The organism is Ensifer sp. ENS07, from assembly GCF_014852185.1.
In the GTDB taxonomy this organism is placed as follows: Bacteria; Pseudomonadota; Alphaproteobacteria; order Rhizobiales; family Rhizobiaceae; genus Ensifer; species Ensifer adhaerens.
This window is the reverse complement of sequence record NZ_JACVBE010000001.1, coordinates 1,205,991-1,220,985: the sequence shown is the minus strand read 5'-3', so window position 1 is coordinate 1,220,985 and position 14,995 is coordinate 1,205,991. Positions and strand designations below refer to the sequence as shown.

Sequence of the window (14,995 nt, the reverse complement as noted above, 5' to 3'; positions counted from 1 at the left end):
CGCCCACCCCTGCTGTTTTCCCCGTGCGGGCCTTGACCCGCCTCGACCGCTGTGCGGCGCGTTGCCCGTAATATGCACCCTTTGCAACGCATCGCCACTAAAATTCAAGTATTACAGCCTCCCCTCGCCCCATTGTCCTGTGGACACCTGCAAATTGCTTCTGCGCTGATTCTACCCATTTATTTCGCAGGCGCCGGCGACTAGAGGTATGATCGAGGCTGGGCAAAGACGCCTCACAGCTTGCGCGAAAGGGCTTTTGCATCATGGACCACTTCGACATCTCCATTATCGGTGCGGGCCTTGCCGGATCGCTTGCGGCCATCGCGCTTGCCGATGCGGGCTACCGCGTGGCCTTGATCGGACCGGAGCCGGCGGTTGCCGACGGACGCACCACCGCGCTGATGGACCAATCGATCGAGTATCTGAAGACGCTCAACCTTTGGGAAAAGGTCGAGCCGCTGACGGCTCCGCTTTCGACCATGCGTATCCTCGACGGCACCAACCGGTTGCTGCGGGCGCCACCGGTCAACTTCCGTGCCTCGGAAGTCGGGCTCGACGCCTTCGGCTACAATATCCCCAATGCGCCCTTCATCGATATTCTCTGCCACCGCGCCGAAGAGAGCCCGACGCTGACACGCATCACCACGTCGGCGATCGGCTTTGAACTTTCGGACGCTGTCGCAACGATCGAGCTTTCAAACGGCAGCCAATGCAGCGCCTATCTCCTCGTCGGCGCCGATGGTCGTCGGTCGCCGGTGCGCGAAGCGGCGAAGATCTCCGTCAGCACCTGGTCCTATCCGCAGACGGCGGTCGTCTTGAACTTTGCGCACGAGCTGCCGCACCAGAACATTTCGACCGAATTCCACACCGAAAGCGGTCCCTTCACGCAAGTGCCCCTGCCGGGCAACCGCTCCAGCCTGGTCTGGGTCCGCAAACCCGAGGATGCCGCACAAACGCTGGCGCTGGATCTCGCAGCACTCTCCCGCGCCGTCGAAGACCGGATGCAATCAATCCTCGGCAAGGTAACCGTCGAGGGCACGCCGCAATCCTTCCCGCTCTCGGGCATGACCGCCCAGCGCTTCGGCAAGGGCCGCGCCGTGCTTCTTGGCGAAGCAGCGCACGCCTTCCCGCCGATCGGCGCTCAGGGGCTCAACCTTAGCCTCCGCGATGTGATGACGCTCGTCGATATCATCGGTGTATCCAGCGGCGAGCCGCTTGCCGGCGATATCGGTGACCGCTTCGACAGCCGCCGCCGGCCGGACATCATCAGCCGCACCGCAAGTGTGGATCTGCTCAACCGCTCGCTGCTCTCCGGCTTCCTGCCGGTGCAGGCGCTGCGCGCGCTGGGGCTGCACGTGCTTTCCGCGGTTGGGCCGCTCCGCAGCCTGCTGATGCGCGAAGGCGTGCACCCCGGCAGCGCGCTCAACGTCTTCAAGGAAGGCTTAAGGGAAAAGATCGGGCGGAAGAGCGCCTGAACGGATCAGGTAAAGCAGGCCGGTCACCGTTGCGACCGACAGTGTCGTCGTGATGAGGATCGTCGCCGAGGCTCGCTCCTGCCACACGCCATATTGATGGCCGATAACGAAGACGTTCGTCGCCGTCGGAAGGGCTGCGAGCAGTACCGCCGTCTGCACCCAGACCGGATCATAATTCCCCGTCAGGCTCATTGCCGTGAACATGACGAGCGGATGCAAGAGCAGCTTCGCCGGGACGATGTAGCCGATCTCGACGGGAATGCGCTTGATTGGGCGCAGCGCCAGCGTCACCCCCATGGCAAAGAGCGCGCAGGGCGCCGCACACTGGGCGAGATAATCGATCAGCCGCTGAACCGGAACTGGCGGCTGCACGGCGAAAAAAGCGGCGACCACACCGGCAAGTGTGGCCAGGATGAACGGGTGCAGAATGATCTTGCGCGCGACGCTGGCTGCAAGCGCCAGCGGCTTTTCCTGCCGACCGCCTGATATCGCCATCATCGCCGGTGCGACCGCGAAATGCGCGGCGTTTTCGAAGCTGAAGATCAGCGCCACCGGTACGGCAGCGGCATCGCCCAACGCCAGGAGCGCAAGGCCAGGCCCCATGTAGCCGATATTGCCATAAGCAGCGCCAAAACCCTGGATCGTCGCCTCGGCAATGGAGTTTCGCCTGACATAAACCCCGATGAGGAAGATCAGCGAAAAGACGATGTAGGTCGCCCCGACGGTGGTCAGGATGAAGTCGGCACGCGCCAGCTGTTCAATCGGCGTGCGCGAGACGAGCTTGAAGAACAGCGCCGGCAGCGCGAGGTAGATGATGAAGGTGTTCAGCCACCCCATCGCCTCGCCCGGATGGTGGACGAAGCGCGCCGTCAGATAACCGAGGAAGATCAGGCCGAAGAACGGCAGCACCAGGCCCGCGATTTCCGTCATCTTGTCCCTCGCATCCTTCACCTTCCCGCGCCGACGCCCGCACGCCTAGCGCACGAACCGGCCTGACGATTAGGCCGGTTAAGCCGAAAAGTGATTCTAAAATACGAGGGTATGCCCTAGCCGATTTTCATCAGGATCGGGAAGGTCGTCTGGAACCAGATGGCGACGGAACTGATGAAGCCGAAGAGAAAAGCCAGGCCCGCCAGCACCAGAAGGCCGCCCATCAGCTTCTCGACCAGACCGAGATGGCGACGGAAGCGGAAGAGGAAGCGCATGAAGGAGCCGGAAAACGCAGCCGCGATCCAGAACGGCACGGCAAGGCCCAGCGAATAGATCGCCAGCAACATTGCGCCGTCGGACACGGTGTCACGTGCGGCAGCAACGCCGAGGATCGTGCCGAGTACCGGGCCGATGCAGGGCGTCCAGCCGAAGGCAAAGGCAAGACCCATGATGTAGGCGCCCGAGAGCGTCGCCGGCTTGCCGCCGCCCTGGAATCGCGCTTCCCGCGCGAGCAGCCCGATCTTGAACACGCCAAGGAAATGCAGGCCCATGATGATGATGATCACGCCGCCGACGCGCGACAGCAGGTCCATATGCTGCCGAAGCAGCATGCCGATCGACGAGGCCCCCGCCCCGAGCGCCACGAAGACGGTGGCAAAACCGAGCGTGAACAACAGGGCTGCCGGCAAGACAGCGCGTCTCGTGCTGCCGATGGTCGCCGCATCACCGCTGCGGAACTGATCGACCGAGACGCCCGCCATATAGCAGAGATAGGGCGGTACGAGCGGCAGAACGCAGGGAGAAAGGAACGAAAGGGCGCCGGCAAGGACGGCGGTCCAGATGGAAATATCGGCGATCGACAACGGCAACAACTCCGGCACGCGGCATTTGGGCCATTCCTTAGCCGCAGGATCATGATGATACCAATCACCTTTTGGCGATCATTGCGCCATGCACCGTTTCTTCACAAAACCCGCAATTTTTCGGTTGACCGGGGGGAAACACGCGTGCATATGTCCGGCCACTTCCGCCGGGCTTCACCGCCGCGGCCAGGGAGCGCGTAGCTCAGCCGGTAGAGCAACTGACTTTTAATCAGTAGGTCCAGGGTTCGAATCCCTGCGCGCTCACCACGCAAACCCCATCGAAATCAATCGCTTGCTGGTGTCCTTGGACATCAAAATGCATCGCCATGCGAGCCCATTCTCTACACTTTTTGGAGCGAACCCCGCCGTATCTTCGCCTGTTGCATTCCGTGCTATCGACAATTCGACGCGTTGAGTAGATGCTGAGGCTCACGCTGAGGATGCAAGGCGGTGAACTGCCCAGTTTGGTATCGAGCAAAGGGGTGAAGGCATGAGAAAGCTTGTCATTGCGGTTTTGATGATTGGTACGCTTGCTTCCTGCACGCAGACCGAGAAAGGCACGGCGATCGGCGCCGGCACCGGTGCGATCATTGGTGGCGCGGTCAGCGACAGCTGGGGCGGCGCGGCAATCGGCGCGGTCGCCGGTGGCGTTATCGGCAACCTGATCGGACGCTCCCAGGAGCGCCAGGGCTATTGCATCTATCGCGACCGCTACGGCCGCCGCTACGAAGCCCGCTGCCGGTAACAGCAAGACCATTCGCCAAGGTGACAGGCGCATCCCCGGTCCAAACCTTCGTGGAGGCCGGCGAATGCGCCTGTGTGCCCGGCTGAAGCTGCGAGCAATATCGTCGAGGCCGAACATGGCAGGACGTCCTCAAGCAAGCGTGTTACACTTCAGACATGACTGACGAAGAACAGAACTACGAGTTTTCGGAATTTTCCGGCCAATTCAGTGACGATGGCGTCGTCGTGGAATTGCGGATCTACCGGGAGGCGGGCACGAATCGCGACTGGACCCTCGAGGTCATCGACGAGGAAGGCTTCTCTACGACATGGGAGGAGCCCTTCCCGACCGACAGGGAAGCTTTCGAGGAGTTTATCGCCACGGTCCAGCGCGACGGCATCCAAGCCTTTACCGACGAGCCGCCACAAACGGTTCATTAGGGCATAATGACCCCGCGACTGCGCCCGGCCGGATGCGGCCCGGCGACGCCGGGCGTGCGGAACGACGTCGCACTCCATGCATGATGGGGACGCATCAGCGGGTGCCGTCTGCGCGGTTGCCTCAAAACACGCGAACAATCCGGATCGGCTATGCCGTGAGCAATTCGCGGGCCCCTCACCCCGGCCTCCCATTAGTCGCGTGCCTGACGGCGCTGCCTATGCTTCCGCTCCTCTGCGGGCCAGTCGCATCTTCAGCGGGCTCATTCCATACTCGCGGCTATAGGCGCGCGAAAATGCAGACAGGCTGTCGAAACCGCATCGAAGGGCAATCTCGCGGATCGGGCTAGCGGAGTCGCGCACCAGCCGATGGGCGAACTGAAGACGCAGGCGTAGGTAATAGGCGCCGGGACTCGTCGATAGTCCGCGCGCAAACAGCAACTCCAGCTTGCGCTGCGAGATCGACAGCCGCTTCGTCAACGCGGCGATCGTCAAGGGACGCTCCAGCGTGCGTTCCATCAGGCGGATGGCCTCGGCGAGCTTCGGGTCGCGCGTCTCGATCCTCCCGAGCGAAACATAGGGCTGCACGTCGGCTGCACTATGCGTCTGGTCGTAGACGAAGATGCTGGCGACATCGAGCGCCAGTGCAGACCCTAGCCGCTGGGTGATCCAGTGCAGCATCATGTCGAAGGTCGGCGAAGCGCCGCCCGAGGTCCAGAACTTGCCGTCGATGACGAACCGGTCGCCAAGCACCGTCAACTCCGGAAAGGCCTGGCTGAAATCCTCGAGCTCCTCCCAATGCGCTGTCGCCTTGCGGCCATTGAGCAGACCGCTGCGGCCGAGCAGCCAGCAGCCCGATTCGATGCCGGCGACGATATCGAAATGGCGCGAGCACTCCTGCAATGCACCGATGAATTTCTTGCCGGCGTGACGATCAAGGTTGAAGCCGCCGATCACCAGCAGCGCGTCGCCGGCAAGCGGCGGGCGAAGTGTGCCCTCGACCGCAATCGGCACGCCGCAGGTCAGGACCACCGGCTTGCCATCGGCCGAGAGCAGCCGCCAGCGAAACACCTCGCGCCCCGAGATACGGTTTGCGGCGCGCATCGGGTCCAGCACTGAGGCAAGCGACATGATCGACGACTCCGGCAGGATAACGACGGAAACTTCGATCACAGATTGTAGACGTCCATCGGAAGGCATGCGGGAAATGTCAAATTTCAAGCGGGAAATGTCAATTCCAATGCTGCCTTTCGGGCATTATCAGACCGTATCGATCTCCCTACGCGCGGCGCTGCAGCCCCGCGCAGAGACGTTCCCCTTTCCGCCTTTTGCCGGAACGGGCCGGTCGGAAACCGTCCGCCGGCCCGTTTTTTTATGGAGCGATTTCAGCGCACGGGCATTTACACTTCCGATGGTCAGCGACACGGTTGCGCTCCATCTGCTCTGCAACGATCCGCCTCTCGATCACGGAAGTGTCGAATCCAGGAGAACGATGCCCGGCGCCAGATGATCCAGAAATTCCGGTCCTACCTGCAAGGAAAGCGCTCGTATCTCTACGCACTGACGATCCATCGTCCGGGCCGCATGTTCACCAAGGGCCACAGGCTCTTGTTCAAGCCTGTTACCGCGCTTCTTTCCTGCTTCCGGAAACGAGCGCGTAGCTTTCCTTGAGTGGTGCGGCGCGAACCGCCGGACTTATCCGCCGCGTGGTGGCGTACCGGAGATCTGCCGCTCACGGCGGACGAACAAATCTACCGGGAGACAACGGGCCAGCGACAGTGCCGTTTCGCGGATGAGAGATCACCAGGCCGACGCATTCGGCTATCGGCAATAGGAAGCTGCAAACGAGCTTCTTTCGAACTCCCAAAAAAAGCTTCTAAGTTCTTGAAATTATTGGCGACCCCTGCAGGATTCGAACCTGCGACAACCTGCTTAGAAGGCAGGTGCTCTATCCAACTGAGCTAAGGGGCCGTCCCGGGCTGTGCCCGTCGAATGCGGCTGAAGGACCTTAGTGAGTCCAGGGCTGCATCCGGTTGAAACGGAAGTTGTCCGGATAGGACACGCTCTTGCGGGTCGCTTCCTTCGGCGCGATGACGCGGTATTCGATGCCGTTTCGCTCGGCGTATGCGATCGCCTGCTCGGCGTTTTCGAAGGTCAGCCGCAGCTGCTGCTTCATGTCGCCCGAGCTGGTGTAGCCCATGATCGGGTCGATGGTGCGCGGCTTTTCCTGATCGAACTCCAGCACCCACAGATTCGTCTTGGCCTTGCCAGACTGCATGGCGGTCTTTGCTGGACGATAGATCTTTGCGGACATGGTTTCGAACGGCTCCATACTTTCGCTGGCAACATTCACGGGCGCCAGCATTCCGTCTTCCCATAACGCAGAATGATTTAAAACGGAATGACTTTTGGGCGGATAAATTTGGCTTTCAGTCGGAGATGAGCGAACTTGTGGGCTTGTCCCAGTCTAAGATGAGGCATTGGGAAATTTTGCTGTTGCAGCCCTGCTGCGAAGCGTGTATCTCCGGCGCCGTTGGCACGGAGTGTAGCGCAGTCTGGTAGCGCATCTGGTTTGGGACCAGAGGGTCGGGAGTTCGAATCTCTCCACTCCGACCATTCATTGAGACGGAAGCGTCATTCTCCTTTTTTTTCAATCTGTTCGTGATCGCAGATCTGCAGGCTAACATCGCCGTAGATCACTCGATTGCGTTGGCAAACGATCGAATCGTCCCGAGTTGGGACAAGAATGCCTATTTGTCATACGAATTTAGGAATCGCTAAATCCATTGTGGATAGAGCGAATCGGCGCGCTTTTGTGCCCTGCGCGCCCCCCAAGCCCGCCCGAGCGATCCAATGACTGCCCAACTCGACCTTGCCACCGTTCTGTTGCTTCACAAGTCGTCGTTCCTGATCGGCGCCTTCTGCTTCCTCTATGCGCGCTGGCAATCGCCGCGAGACGAAGGGCTTGGTATCCTGGCGAGCGGCTTCCTCTTCCTGGCGCTCGCCTCGACGCTCGCGGGCTATGGCGAGCAAAAGCTGTTGCCGCCCACTCTGTGGAGGCTTTCCAGCTTCACGCTCGGGATCGGCGGATACGCCCTGTTCTGGATCGGCGTGCGACGCCTCAGCGGCGGCCGGCGCCGGCTGGCGGACTGGCTGGCGCTTCTTGTGCCGTTTGCCGGCGCGCTCATCGGACTCGCCACGGATTTCCATGTCGTCAACGTCGTCAGGGCCAGCGTCTTCAACGCCGCCGCCTTTCTTTTCCTCGCGGCTTCGGCTGTCGCCGTCATCGCCGATCGCTCGAAGGAGCCGCTGCCGGCGCGCGCCATGCTGGCGGCCGCCATGGCCGTCGGGGCCTGCCTTTGCCTCGCGGTGGTCATTGGCCTCCTCAAGCCCGGCATCGTGCCGATCACCACGACCTACGCCTTCTTTCTCTCGATCATCTGCCATTTCGCCATCGCGCTCTTCGCCCTCGTGCTCGTCAAGGAGCGGGCGGAAGCGGAGCTGCGCCGGTCTGCCGATACCGATGCGCTGACCGGCGTCGGCAACCGGCGCTGGTTTCTGGCGCAACTGCCTCAGGCGAGCTGGCAGGGCGATTGCCTCCTCGTCATGGACCTGGACCATTTCAAGCGTATCAACGACCGCTACGGTCATCATACGGGTGATCAGGTGCTCGTCGCCTTCGCCGATCTGGTCAGGAAGAACCTGCGCAGGGGCGACAGCTTCGCGCGTCTCGGAGGCGAGGAATTCGGGCTCTATCTCCCGCGGACAAGCGAGACACAGGCGTTTGCAATCGCCGAAAGGCTACGCCGCGCCGTGGAAGAACTGCGGGTCGTGAGCAACGGGCAAAGCGTAGCAGTCAGCATCAGCATCGGGGTTGCCACCGCCAGCGGCACGGAGCGTTCCTGGGAGGAATTGTTCAATAGGGCAGATGCGGCGCTCTACGCGGCCAAACGAGGCGGGCGTAACCGTGTCGCGTCCGATGCGGAGCTTGCGGATTCGAAGCCGCTTGCGGCGAGCCTTCACCGCGCCGGCTAATCAGGCGATGCTTCGCCGCAGACCACCTTCAAAAAAGAGAAGCGGATCCAAGCATTTCCGATCCGCTTCAGATTGGAGGTGTAAGGCGTATTTTACCGCAATGCGCCGAATTCGCTTGTGGCCAAATTTCGCCTAGCGCGCCATCGCACGCCACCTTGGCGCGAGCCTGTGGCATCGTTGCACTTTTCGCCATCCGCGCAAGCGTATAGGACGTTCAGGCAGCCACGATTGCGCTGTCTCTCCTGGAGTTTCGCTTTGCCTTTGTAAAATCCGGTCTCGCTAGTTTCACCCCGTACGCCCGATAGCACTCCAGCTGTCGGATAGAATTTTCATGCGTTCGTTGAGGTGGCGGTTCGAGACCGGAATGGCATTGCCGATCTCAAGCCCGACGTAACTTCGTCAGGCGGAACCATCACGTCCAACAGCTGCCAGGCCGCGTCCCCGGAACGGGTACTCAAACCGTCGTCTCGATGGACTTCCAATTGGAAGAACCAGACGACATGTCTCATACATTGACGGTCCAGTGGACCATCGAACCCCAATCCGCCCCCCGCCCGTGGCTTGTCTGCAGCCGCTGCGGCGGCCACCGCCCCTTCGTATGCAGCGGCAAGACACGGTTGAACGCCAACGGGCGGCGGCTCGACGCCTGGCTGATCTATCGCTGCGCCGTCTGCGAAGACACCTGGAACCGTCCGATCTTCGAGCGGCGGAATGTCGCCAGCGTCGCCCCGGATGCGCTCGCAGCGCTTCAAAGCAACGATCCCGTCTGGGTCCGCCAGGCGGCGTTCGACATCGAAGGTCTTCGCCAATGCACGGACCGGATCGAGGATTTGGCCGATTCTAACGTGGAACGGCACGTATTGGGTGGGAGTGCAGGTTGCGCACGGCTTGAGATTGTCCTTGTCGTGCGCCAGGCAAGCAGCCTGCGCGTCGACCGCCTGCTATCGGCGGAACTCGCGCTTTCACGCGCCAGACTGAGCAAGCTCGAAACCAAAGGGCGACTCACGCTTCTGCCCGAGTCGCGGAAGGCCCTGCGACGCCCGATCAGAGACGGCAGCCGCATCGTCCTCGATCTTACCGCGGAAGATGACCGTGCCGAGATTGCCCGGCGTGCCCGCGGCGGCCCGTAGTTGAAAGGATACCGCGGAGCGTCCGGCAGCATGCCGGCGCGCTCCGCGATGCCAATGGTTGCTGGTCAGAACTTTACGCCGACACCAACGGTGAACTGGTGCTGGTCGAGATCGACATTGACGCCGCCGAAGTCCTTGTCACCGTAGTCGTTGTAGCGGTACTCGGCGCGGCCGAAGACGCTGTCGGTGAACGAATAGTCGACACCGGCACCGATCGTCCAACCGTTGAAGGTTTCCTTTTCCTTCGATGCGCCGGGCACATCGACGAAGCCGCGGGTCACCGCCCAGCCGCCGGCGCCATAGAGCAGCGCCTTGTCATTCAGCAGGTAGCCGACCCGGCCGCGTATTGCGCCGGAAACGTCGGTACCAACTTCGGTCGAGGTTCCGCCGACGTCGAACGTCTTGTCGTTCCAATTGTAGTTGACGTCACCCTCGATGCCGTAAACCCAGTCGCCCTGCTGAAAGTTGAAACCGGCAAAGGCGCCGAGCAATCCGCCATTGAAGTCTTCTGAAGCGCTGCTGCCGGGCGCACTGAAATCGCCATTGAGCCACCCGCCGCCGCCCTGGAGGCCGACATAACCGCCGGTCCAGACGAATCCTGGAGATGGCTGCGCGACCGGTGCCGGCGGCTGGCTCAGATCGGCTGCCAAGTCCGCTGCCATCGCTGTTTGCGCAACGGCGCAGGCCGCTACCATTGCAACAAGCACACTCCGGATCATCACGGCTGCCTCCTGTTGTCGCCAGAAGAATATTAGCAACTCGTTAACGCGCAGTCTGCCCGAAAGGCTCCATGATCTCAACCATGAAACCCGTGGGGTTCAGACACATAATTTAGGAAATGATCGGGCAAGGGCAAGGCGGACCGCGAAGTGGCCCCGGCGTCTACGGCTTCGAAGACGGCATGCGGGCACCTTCCAGCCGGTCTCCGGGCCGGATATTCAGCCGCTTGACCGCGCCGGCATTGAGCTCAAGCACGAAAGCCACCGGTTCTTTCGAATCAATGATCGCTTCCGAAAAAGGCACGGCGCCTTCATGGATCGTGCGCACAACGCCCTTGTTGTCGATGAACAGCATATCGAGCGACAAATGGGTGTTCTTCATCCACATCATCACGCGGCGTGTCTCGCCAAAATCGAACAGCATGCCGTGATCCGGCGCCATGGAGGTACGAAACATCAGGCCCTGCTCACGCTGGGCCGGATCGAGGGCCAGTTCGACCGTCAGTTCGTGCACAGCCTTGTCCGCGGTGACCAGGCGCATCTTGTCCGTTGTGAACTGAACGTCGGCGAAAGACGATACCGTCAGGGCAAGCAACAAAAAAAGCGCCAGGAAGGCGCTTTTTCCGACAAGGTTTCGAGCCGCGACCATCAGTGCGCCCGGCTCGTCGGCGACGGTCCATCCGGATGTATCTCAGCGGCCATCAGGCCCTTTTCGCCATCGCCGAACCGGACGAGCACCACCTGGCCTGGCCGCAGTTCCGTCAGGCCGAAACGCCTGAGCGTTTCCATATGGACGAAGATATCTTCGGTTCCCTCGCCGCGGGTCAGGAAGCCGAAGCCCTTGGTGCGGTTAAACCACTTGACGAGAACGCGCTCAAGGCCGCTGGTCGGCGTTACCTGCACGTGGGTTCGGACCGGCGGCAGCTGCGACGGATGCACCGCCGTGGATTGGTCCATCGATAGGATACGGAACGCCTGGTAACCGCGGTCCCGCTTCTGGATGAGAGCAACGACCCGCGCACCCTCAAGAACCGTCTGGTAGCCGTCGCGGCGCAGGCAGGTCACGTGCACCAGCACATCCTGCATGCCGTTGTCGGGAACGATGAAGCCGAAGCCCTTGGCGACGTCGAACCACTTGATCACGCCGGTGATTTCGATGAGGTCGAGAGCGTCGCTGCCAAAGTCGTCACCATGCATGACGTCTTTTGAAGATGTCCTATCCGCCATTCTCTCCCAGCCCCTCGTTTACGCGCGACTACCGATACGGTTAACTGATTCTTATTGACCAGAATAACATCGTCCCGCCGCGGATACGCAAGACCCTCGGCATATTTTGGCCGAGAACTAATATGGGGACGCAGCCTTGCCTCTGGCTTGCTGACGGACCAGTATACGCCATCTTCTGCAAAACAGGGACATTGCAATGCGCTATCTGCACACGATGGTTCGCGTCAAGAATCTGGACGAGGCCTTGAACTTCTACGGCAAGATTTTCGGCCTGACGGAGATCCGCCGCTACGAAAATGAAAAGGGCCGGTTCACGCTGGTGTTTCTGGCCGCTCCCGGCGACATCGATCGCGCCCGCGGCGAACTCTCTCCCTGCCTCGAGCTCACCTACAACTGGGATACGGAAGATTATACGGGCGGGCGCAACTTCGGGCACCTCGCCTACGAAGTCGACGACATCTACGGTTTCTGCCAGCACCTGATGGAGAACGGCGTGACCATCAACCGGCCGCCGCGCGACGGCCACATGGCGTTCGTGCGCTCTCCCGACGGCATTTCGATCGAGATCCTACAGAAAGGCGAAAACCGGCCGCCGCAGGAACCTTGGGCGTCGATGGCCAATACGGGCGCCTGGTAAGCTCCGCACAATTCTCGCGAACGAAGATGGCCCCGTGCTGTCGGTGAAATCCGGCGGGCATGGCCGAGCCGTCGATCAGCAGCAGCTATGAATGATCCAGGGCCCGGTCTATCCGGGCCTTTGCATGTTGGAAACATGCGGGCTCAAGGTTAGCGCCGGTTTACAAATCGCGTATCGTTGAGTACTTTTTCGCGCGAAACGTTGATGCCGGGTCCTATCCGCGATATCTCGTGGCGGCGACCCCCTTTTGTACTTGGCCTGATCTTTTCCCGTGGCGCTCATTCCGATCGCCGCGAGAAGCATGAGTTTGTTTGTTCTGAGCGATGTTTCGGAACTGAGACTTAATGCATGACAAGGCGAGGCTTCGTCGGTCATGCACGGAGAGCGGGGATAGGACGTTGCAACATCCGGACACGAAGGGCGCGGTGCTCGTCACCATTGCGCGGGCGGCAGCCTTATCCGTATCGCTGCTGGCCTTGAGCGGCTGCATGTCGGCGGTCGGGGAAAACGATGCAGCGACCGCGCTGAAGGCCGAGGGGCAAGCAGCCCCTGTGCAAACCGCCGAATCGGAGGCCACAGTCCAGGATGGACAGGTGGTTGCGCTCGGCAGCAATCCGCAGGCGCAACAGGCAGCCGGCAATGCCACAGTTCCCCACGATGGCGGACAGCCGCAATCGCTGACGATGCAGGGCACCGGCCTGCGCGCCGCCTCCTCAAGCATCTATGGCCAGGCACCTGCCGCACAGGCAACGACGACCGTCCAGCCGCAGACGACGGGAACTGTTCCGCTACCCGCCGGCCAGCCCGGCATGAACGCAACCAACAACAGTCTTTTCAGCGGCACCCAGCGACAGCCGCTGCCGGTAATAGCGCCGCAACAGGGGGCCGCCAACACGGCCAACGACGTCGTGACGGACGCCGCTGTCGCCGCCTATGCTCCCTCTCCCGCGCAGGACGCCACCCTTCCTGTTGCCGTTCCGGTGCCGCTGAGCGCCGAGGCTGCCGCCAGCGGCCAGACCTCTTCGACGCCACAGGCGGTGGCCAATGCCGACGCCACACCAGCAGCGACCGAGGTCGCCGCCGCGCAGCAGGCAGCACCAGAAGCCACGCCAGCAGACGATAACAAGGACACGTCCAAAACCTGGACGCTCGCGGCCCTTTTTGCCGGCAAGCGCAAGGAGAAGCCGCAGCAGGCGGCACTTCGCTCGGCTCCGCCGGCGGAAAAGAAGACGATTACCACCAGCAATGCGAGCCAGCCGCAAACGGCCTCCCTCGCCTACACGCTTCCGGGCGTCAAACTGAACTCGCTCTACAACTACGAGCACGAAGAGCACCTCGGCGATGACGACGACGGCGCACCGGTTCAGGTCGCCTCGCTCTCGGGGCTCGCTCGACTGGCGCCGAGCGGGCTCATTCTGCAGACCGAGAAAGTCGATGCCGGCTGTTTCAAGCCCGAGCTCATGCAGATGCTGAAGAAGGTGGAAACGCATTACGGCAAGCAGGTCATGGTGACCTCGGGCCTCAGGCCGATCAAGGTCAACCGCGCCAAGCAATCGCTGCATACACGCTGCGAGGCGGCTGACATTCAGGTTCAGGGCGTCAGCAAGTGGGATCTCGCCGAATTCCTGCGTAGCGTCCCCGGCCGCGGCGGCGTCGGCACCTATTGCCACACGGAGTCGGTCCATATCGATATCGGCGCACAGCGGGACTGGAACTGGCGCTGCCGGCGCGCCAAGGGCTGAAGGCAAGCATTTGTTTCCATGGAGGATTCGACGAGAAGCCTCCTTTGCTTCCGGCCTGTGGAATTTTTACAGAAATATGAAGATTGCCGCTTGCGGTTCTGAAATCCTCTGGCTATAAGGCGCCCACACAGCGAGTGCGCCCTTCGTCTATCGGTTAGGACACCAGATTTTCATTCTGGGAAGAGGGGTTCGACTCCCCTAGGGCGTGCCACTGTGTTGATCTCCTTCTCCCGAAAATCGACGTTTTAAGCATCTGAAGCAGCAACTCCGCTGCACCGTACGCATCTCCGATTCCAGCTCTTTGACCGCCGAATTTTTCTCACCGGTTTTAACAGGGAAAGCACAAAAAAACTGAGATTGGCGCTTGCGGTATCCAGAGTCGCTGGCTATAAGGCGCCCACACAGCGAGTGCGCCCTTCGTCTATCGGTTAGGACACCAGATTTTCATTCTGGGAAGAGGGGTTCGACTCCCCTAGGGCGTGCCACTGTGTTGATCTTCTCCCCAAATGAAAATCGATTTTCTGTTGTTGGAACAGCGATTTACCGCGCGTTTCGACACCTAAATTTCCGCCTCGTGCCGCCATGAATCTTTCTTGGTATTTTGAACAGGAAAATCACAACATTCCCGAGATTGGCGCTTGCTCTATTCAGAGTCGCTGGCTATAAGGCGCCCACACAGCGAGTGCGCCCTTCGTCTATCGGTTAGGACACCAGATTTTCATTCTGGGAAGAGGGGTTCGACTCCCCTAGGGCGTGCCACTGTGTTGAACCTCCCCTACATCGAAAGCCTTGTTCCATCGGCTGACGGATCGCCTTCGATTCTTCTCGTCGTTTTCGTCGAACAGGACTAGGATAGCGCGTTGCGCAGCAACCGCTTGCGCTCAATCGAATAGAGATGCGCCCATCGTCTAGCGGTCAGGACGCCGCCCTCTCACGGCGGCAACACGGGTTCGATTCCCGTTGGGCGTGCCAAGGCCGGTTCGGCAAATTCCCGATTGCTATTGCTGGCGAATGCGGGTGCCCACACTGATGCGCGTCTCACGTAATTCCCAAGCGCATACTGGTGTTTCGCAGAT

The 14,995-nt window shown here is 61.0% G+C and carries 15 protein-coding genes and 7 tRNA genes; 14 read left to right on the top strand and 8 right to left on the bottom strand.

Annotation, left to right across the window (positions count from 1 at the left end; genetic code table 11):
• The first annotated feature begins 263 nt into the window (after positions 1-263).
• The gene (locus IB277_RS06140) at positions 264-1,475 is read left to right on the top strand and encodes a UbiH/UbiF family hydroxylase (protein WP_192370800.1); all 1,212 of its coding nucleotides are present in this window, start codon (positions 264-266) and stop codon (positions 1,473-1,475) included.
• Here the strand turns inward: IB277_RS06140 and IB277_RS06135 are convergent.
• Both IB277_RS06135 and IB277_RS06130 read right to left on the bottom strand, forming a co-directional pair.
• A complete protein-coding gene (locus IB277_RS06135) occupies positions 1,443-2,405 on the bottom strand; it encodes an AEC family transporter (RefSeq protein WP_060517046.1) in 963 nt (320 codons plus the stop codon). The genes IB277_RS06140 and IB277_RS06135 overlap by 33 nt on opposite strands.
• A gap of 116 nt (positions 2,406-2,521) precedes the next feature.
• Positions 2,522-3,268 carry a cytochrome c biogenesis CcdA family protein gene (locus IB277_RS06130; protein WP_034790946.1) on the bottom strand — a complete coding sequence of 249 codons (747 nt, stop codon included), beginning with the start codon at positions 3,266-3,268 and terminating at the stop codon, positions 2,522-2,524.
• A 191-nt stretch (positions 3,269-3,459) separates the two neighbouring features.
• On the opposite strand from IB277_RS06130, the gene IB277_RS06125 reads away from it, so the two are divergent.
• From IB277_RS06125 to IB277_RS06115, 3 genes are all read left to right on the top strand, one after another.
• A tRNA-Lys gene (locus IB277_RS06125) sits at positions 3,460-3,535 on the top strand.
• A 223-nt stretch (positions 3,536-3,758) separates the two neighbouring features.
• Positions 3,759-4,013, top strand: a complete 255-nt coding sequence (locus tag IB277_RS06120; RefSeq protein WP_034790944.1) for a YMGG-like glycine zipper-containing protein — start codon at positions 3,759-3,761, stop codon at positions 4,011-4,013.
• Between the two features lie 155 nt (positions 4,014-4,168).
• Positions 4,169-4,432: a hypothetical protein gene (locus tag IB277_RS06115; RefSeq protein WP_043623603.1), complete on the top strand. Its 264-nt coding sequence runs from the start codon at positions 4,169-4,171 to the stop codon at positions 4,430-4,432.
• A 216-nt stretch (positions 4,433-4,648) separates the two neighbouring features.
• Here IB277_RS06115 and IB277_RS06110 read toward each other — a convergent pair whose 3' ends face one another.
• Positions 4,649-5,629, bottom strand: coding sequence for a GlxA family transcriptional regulator (locus IB277_RS06110; protein ID WP_089044651.1), 981 nt, complete (start codon positions 5,627-5,629; stop codon positions 4,649-4,651).
• On the opposite strand from IB277_RS06110, the gene IB277_RS06105 reads away from it, so the two are divergent.
• Positions 5,559-5,939, top strand: coding sequence for a hypothetical protein (locus IB277_RS06105; protein ID WP_176960282.1), 381 nt, complete (start codon positions 5,559-5,561; stop codon positions 5,937-5,939). The two genes, IB277_RS06110 and IB277_RS06105, sit on opposite strands and share 71 nt — an antisense overlap.
• 384 nt (positions 5,940-6,323) lie before the next feature.
• On the opposite strand, the gene IB277_RS06100 is transcribed toward IB277_RS06105, so the two are convergent.
• Together IB277_RS06100 and IB277_RS06095 are read right to left on the bottom strand one after the other, a co-directional pair.
• Positions 6,324-6,400: transfer RNA gene (locus IB277_RS06100), tRNA-Arg, on the bottom strand.
• A gap of 37 nt (positions 6,401-6,437) precedes the next feature.
• Positions 6,438-6,743, bottom strand: a complete 306-nt coding sequence (locus IB277_RS06095; protein WP_034791376.1) for an ETC complex I subunit — start codon at positions 6,741-6,743, stop codon at positions 6,438-6,440.
• A gap of 225 nt (positions 6,744-6,968) precedes the next feature.
• Between IB277_RS06095 and IB277_RS06090 the strand changes: the two genes are divergently transcribed.
• The 3 genes from IB277_RS06090 (at position 6,969) to IB277_RS06080 (ending at position 9,594) form a co-directional block, all read left to right on the top strand.
• Positions 6,969-7,045, top strand: a tRNA-Pro gene (locus IB277_RS06090).
• 237 nt (positions 7,046-7,282) lie between these two features.
• Complete coding sequence (locus IB277_RS06085) at positions 7,283-8,464, top strand: GGDEF domain-containing protein (protein WP_110818921.1); 1,182 nt, start codon at positions 7,283-7,285, stop codon at positions 8,462-8,464.
• 500 nt (positions 8,465-8,964) lie between these two features.
• Positions 8,965-9,594 (top strand): DUF1062 domain-containing protein, encoded by a 630-nt coding sequence (locus tag IB277_RS06080; RefSeq protein ID WP_060517029.1) that lies wholly within the window; start codon positions 8,965-8,967, stop codon positions 9,592-9,594.
• Positions 9,595-9,659: 65 nt separating this feature from the next.
• Here the strand turns inward: IB277_RS06080 and IB277_RS06075 are convergent, their stop codons facing one another.
• From IB277_RS06075 to IB277_RS06065, 3 genes are all read right to left on the bottom strand, one after another.
• Entirely contained in the window at positions 9,660-10,313 is a 654-nt protein-coding gene (locus tag IB277_RS06075; RefSeq protein ID WP_060517027.1) for an outer membrane protein, read from the bottom strand.
• Positions 10,314-10,476: 163 nt separating this feature from the next.
• Positions 10,477-10,962, bottom strand: coding sequence for a DUF192 domain-containing protein (locus tag IB277_RS06070; protein WP_034790906.1), 486 nt, complete (start codon positions 10,960-10,962; stop codon positions 10,477-10,479).
• On the bottom strand, positions 10,962-11,540 hold the full coding sequence (locus IB277_RS06065) for a cold-shock protein (RefSeq protein ID WP_034790903.1): 579 nt from the start codon (positions 11,538-11,540) through the stop codon (positions 10,962-10,964). Before IB277_RS06065 ends, IB277_RS06070 begins: the two co-directional genes overlap by 1 nt.
• Positions 11,541-11,736: 196 nt before the next feature.
• Here IB277_RS06065 and IB277_RS06060 point away from each other — a divergent pair, with 196 nt between their 5' ends.
• The 6 genes from IB277_RS06060 to IB277_RS06035 all read left to right on the top strand — a co-directional run bounded on the left by IB277_RS06060 (position 11,737) and on the right by IB277_RS06035 (position 14,891).
• Positions 11,737-12,177 (top strand): VOC family protein, encoded by a 441-nt coding sequence (locus tag IB277_RS06060; protein WP_060517024.1) that lies wholly within the window; start codon positions 11,737-11,739, stop codon positions 12,175-12,177.
• Positions 12,178-12,575: 398 nt separating this feature from the next.
• Positions 12,576-13,919, top strand: a complete 1,344-nt coding sequence (locus tag IB277_RS06055; RefSeq protein ID WP_034790899.1) for a YcbK family protein — start codon at positions 12,576-12,578, stop codon at positions 13,917-13,919.
• Positions 13,920-14,055: 136 nt separating this feature from the next.
• Positions 14,056-14,130 (top strand) — tRNA-Glu (locus tag IB277_RS06050).
• Positions 14,131-14,329: 199 nt separating this feature from the next.
• Positions 14,330-14,404: transfer RNA gene (locus IB277_RS06045), tRNA-Glu, on the top strand.
• A 199-nt stretch (positions 14,405-14,603) separates the two neighbouring features.
• Positions 14,604-14,678, top strand: a tRNA-Glu gene (locus IB277_RS06040).
• A gap of 138 nt (positions 14,679-14,816) precedes the next feature.
• A tRNA-Glu gene (locus IB277_RS06035) sits at positions 14,817-14,891 on the top strand.
• Positions 14,892-14,995 lie beyond the last annotated feature (104 nt).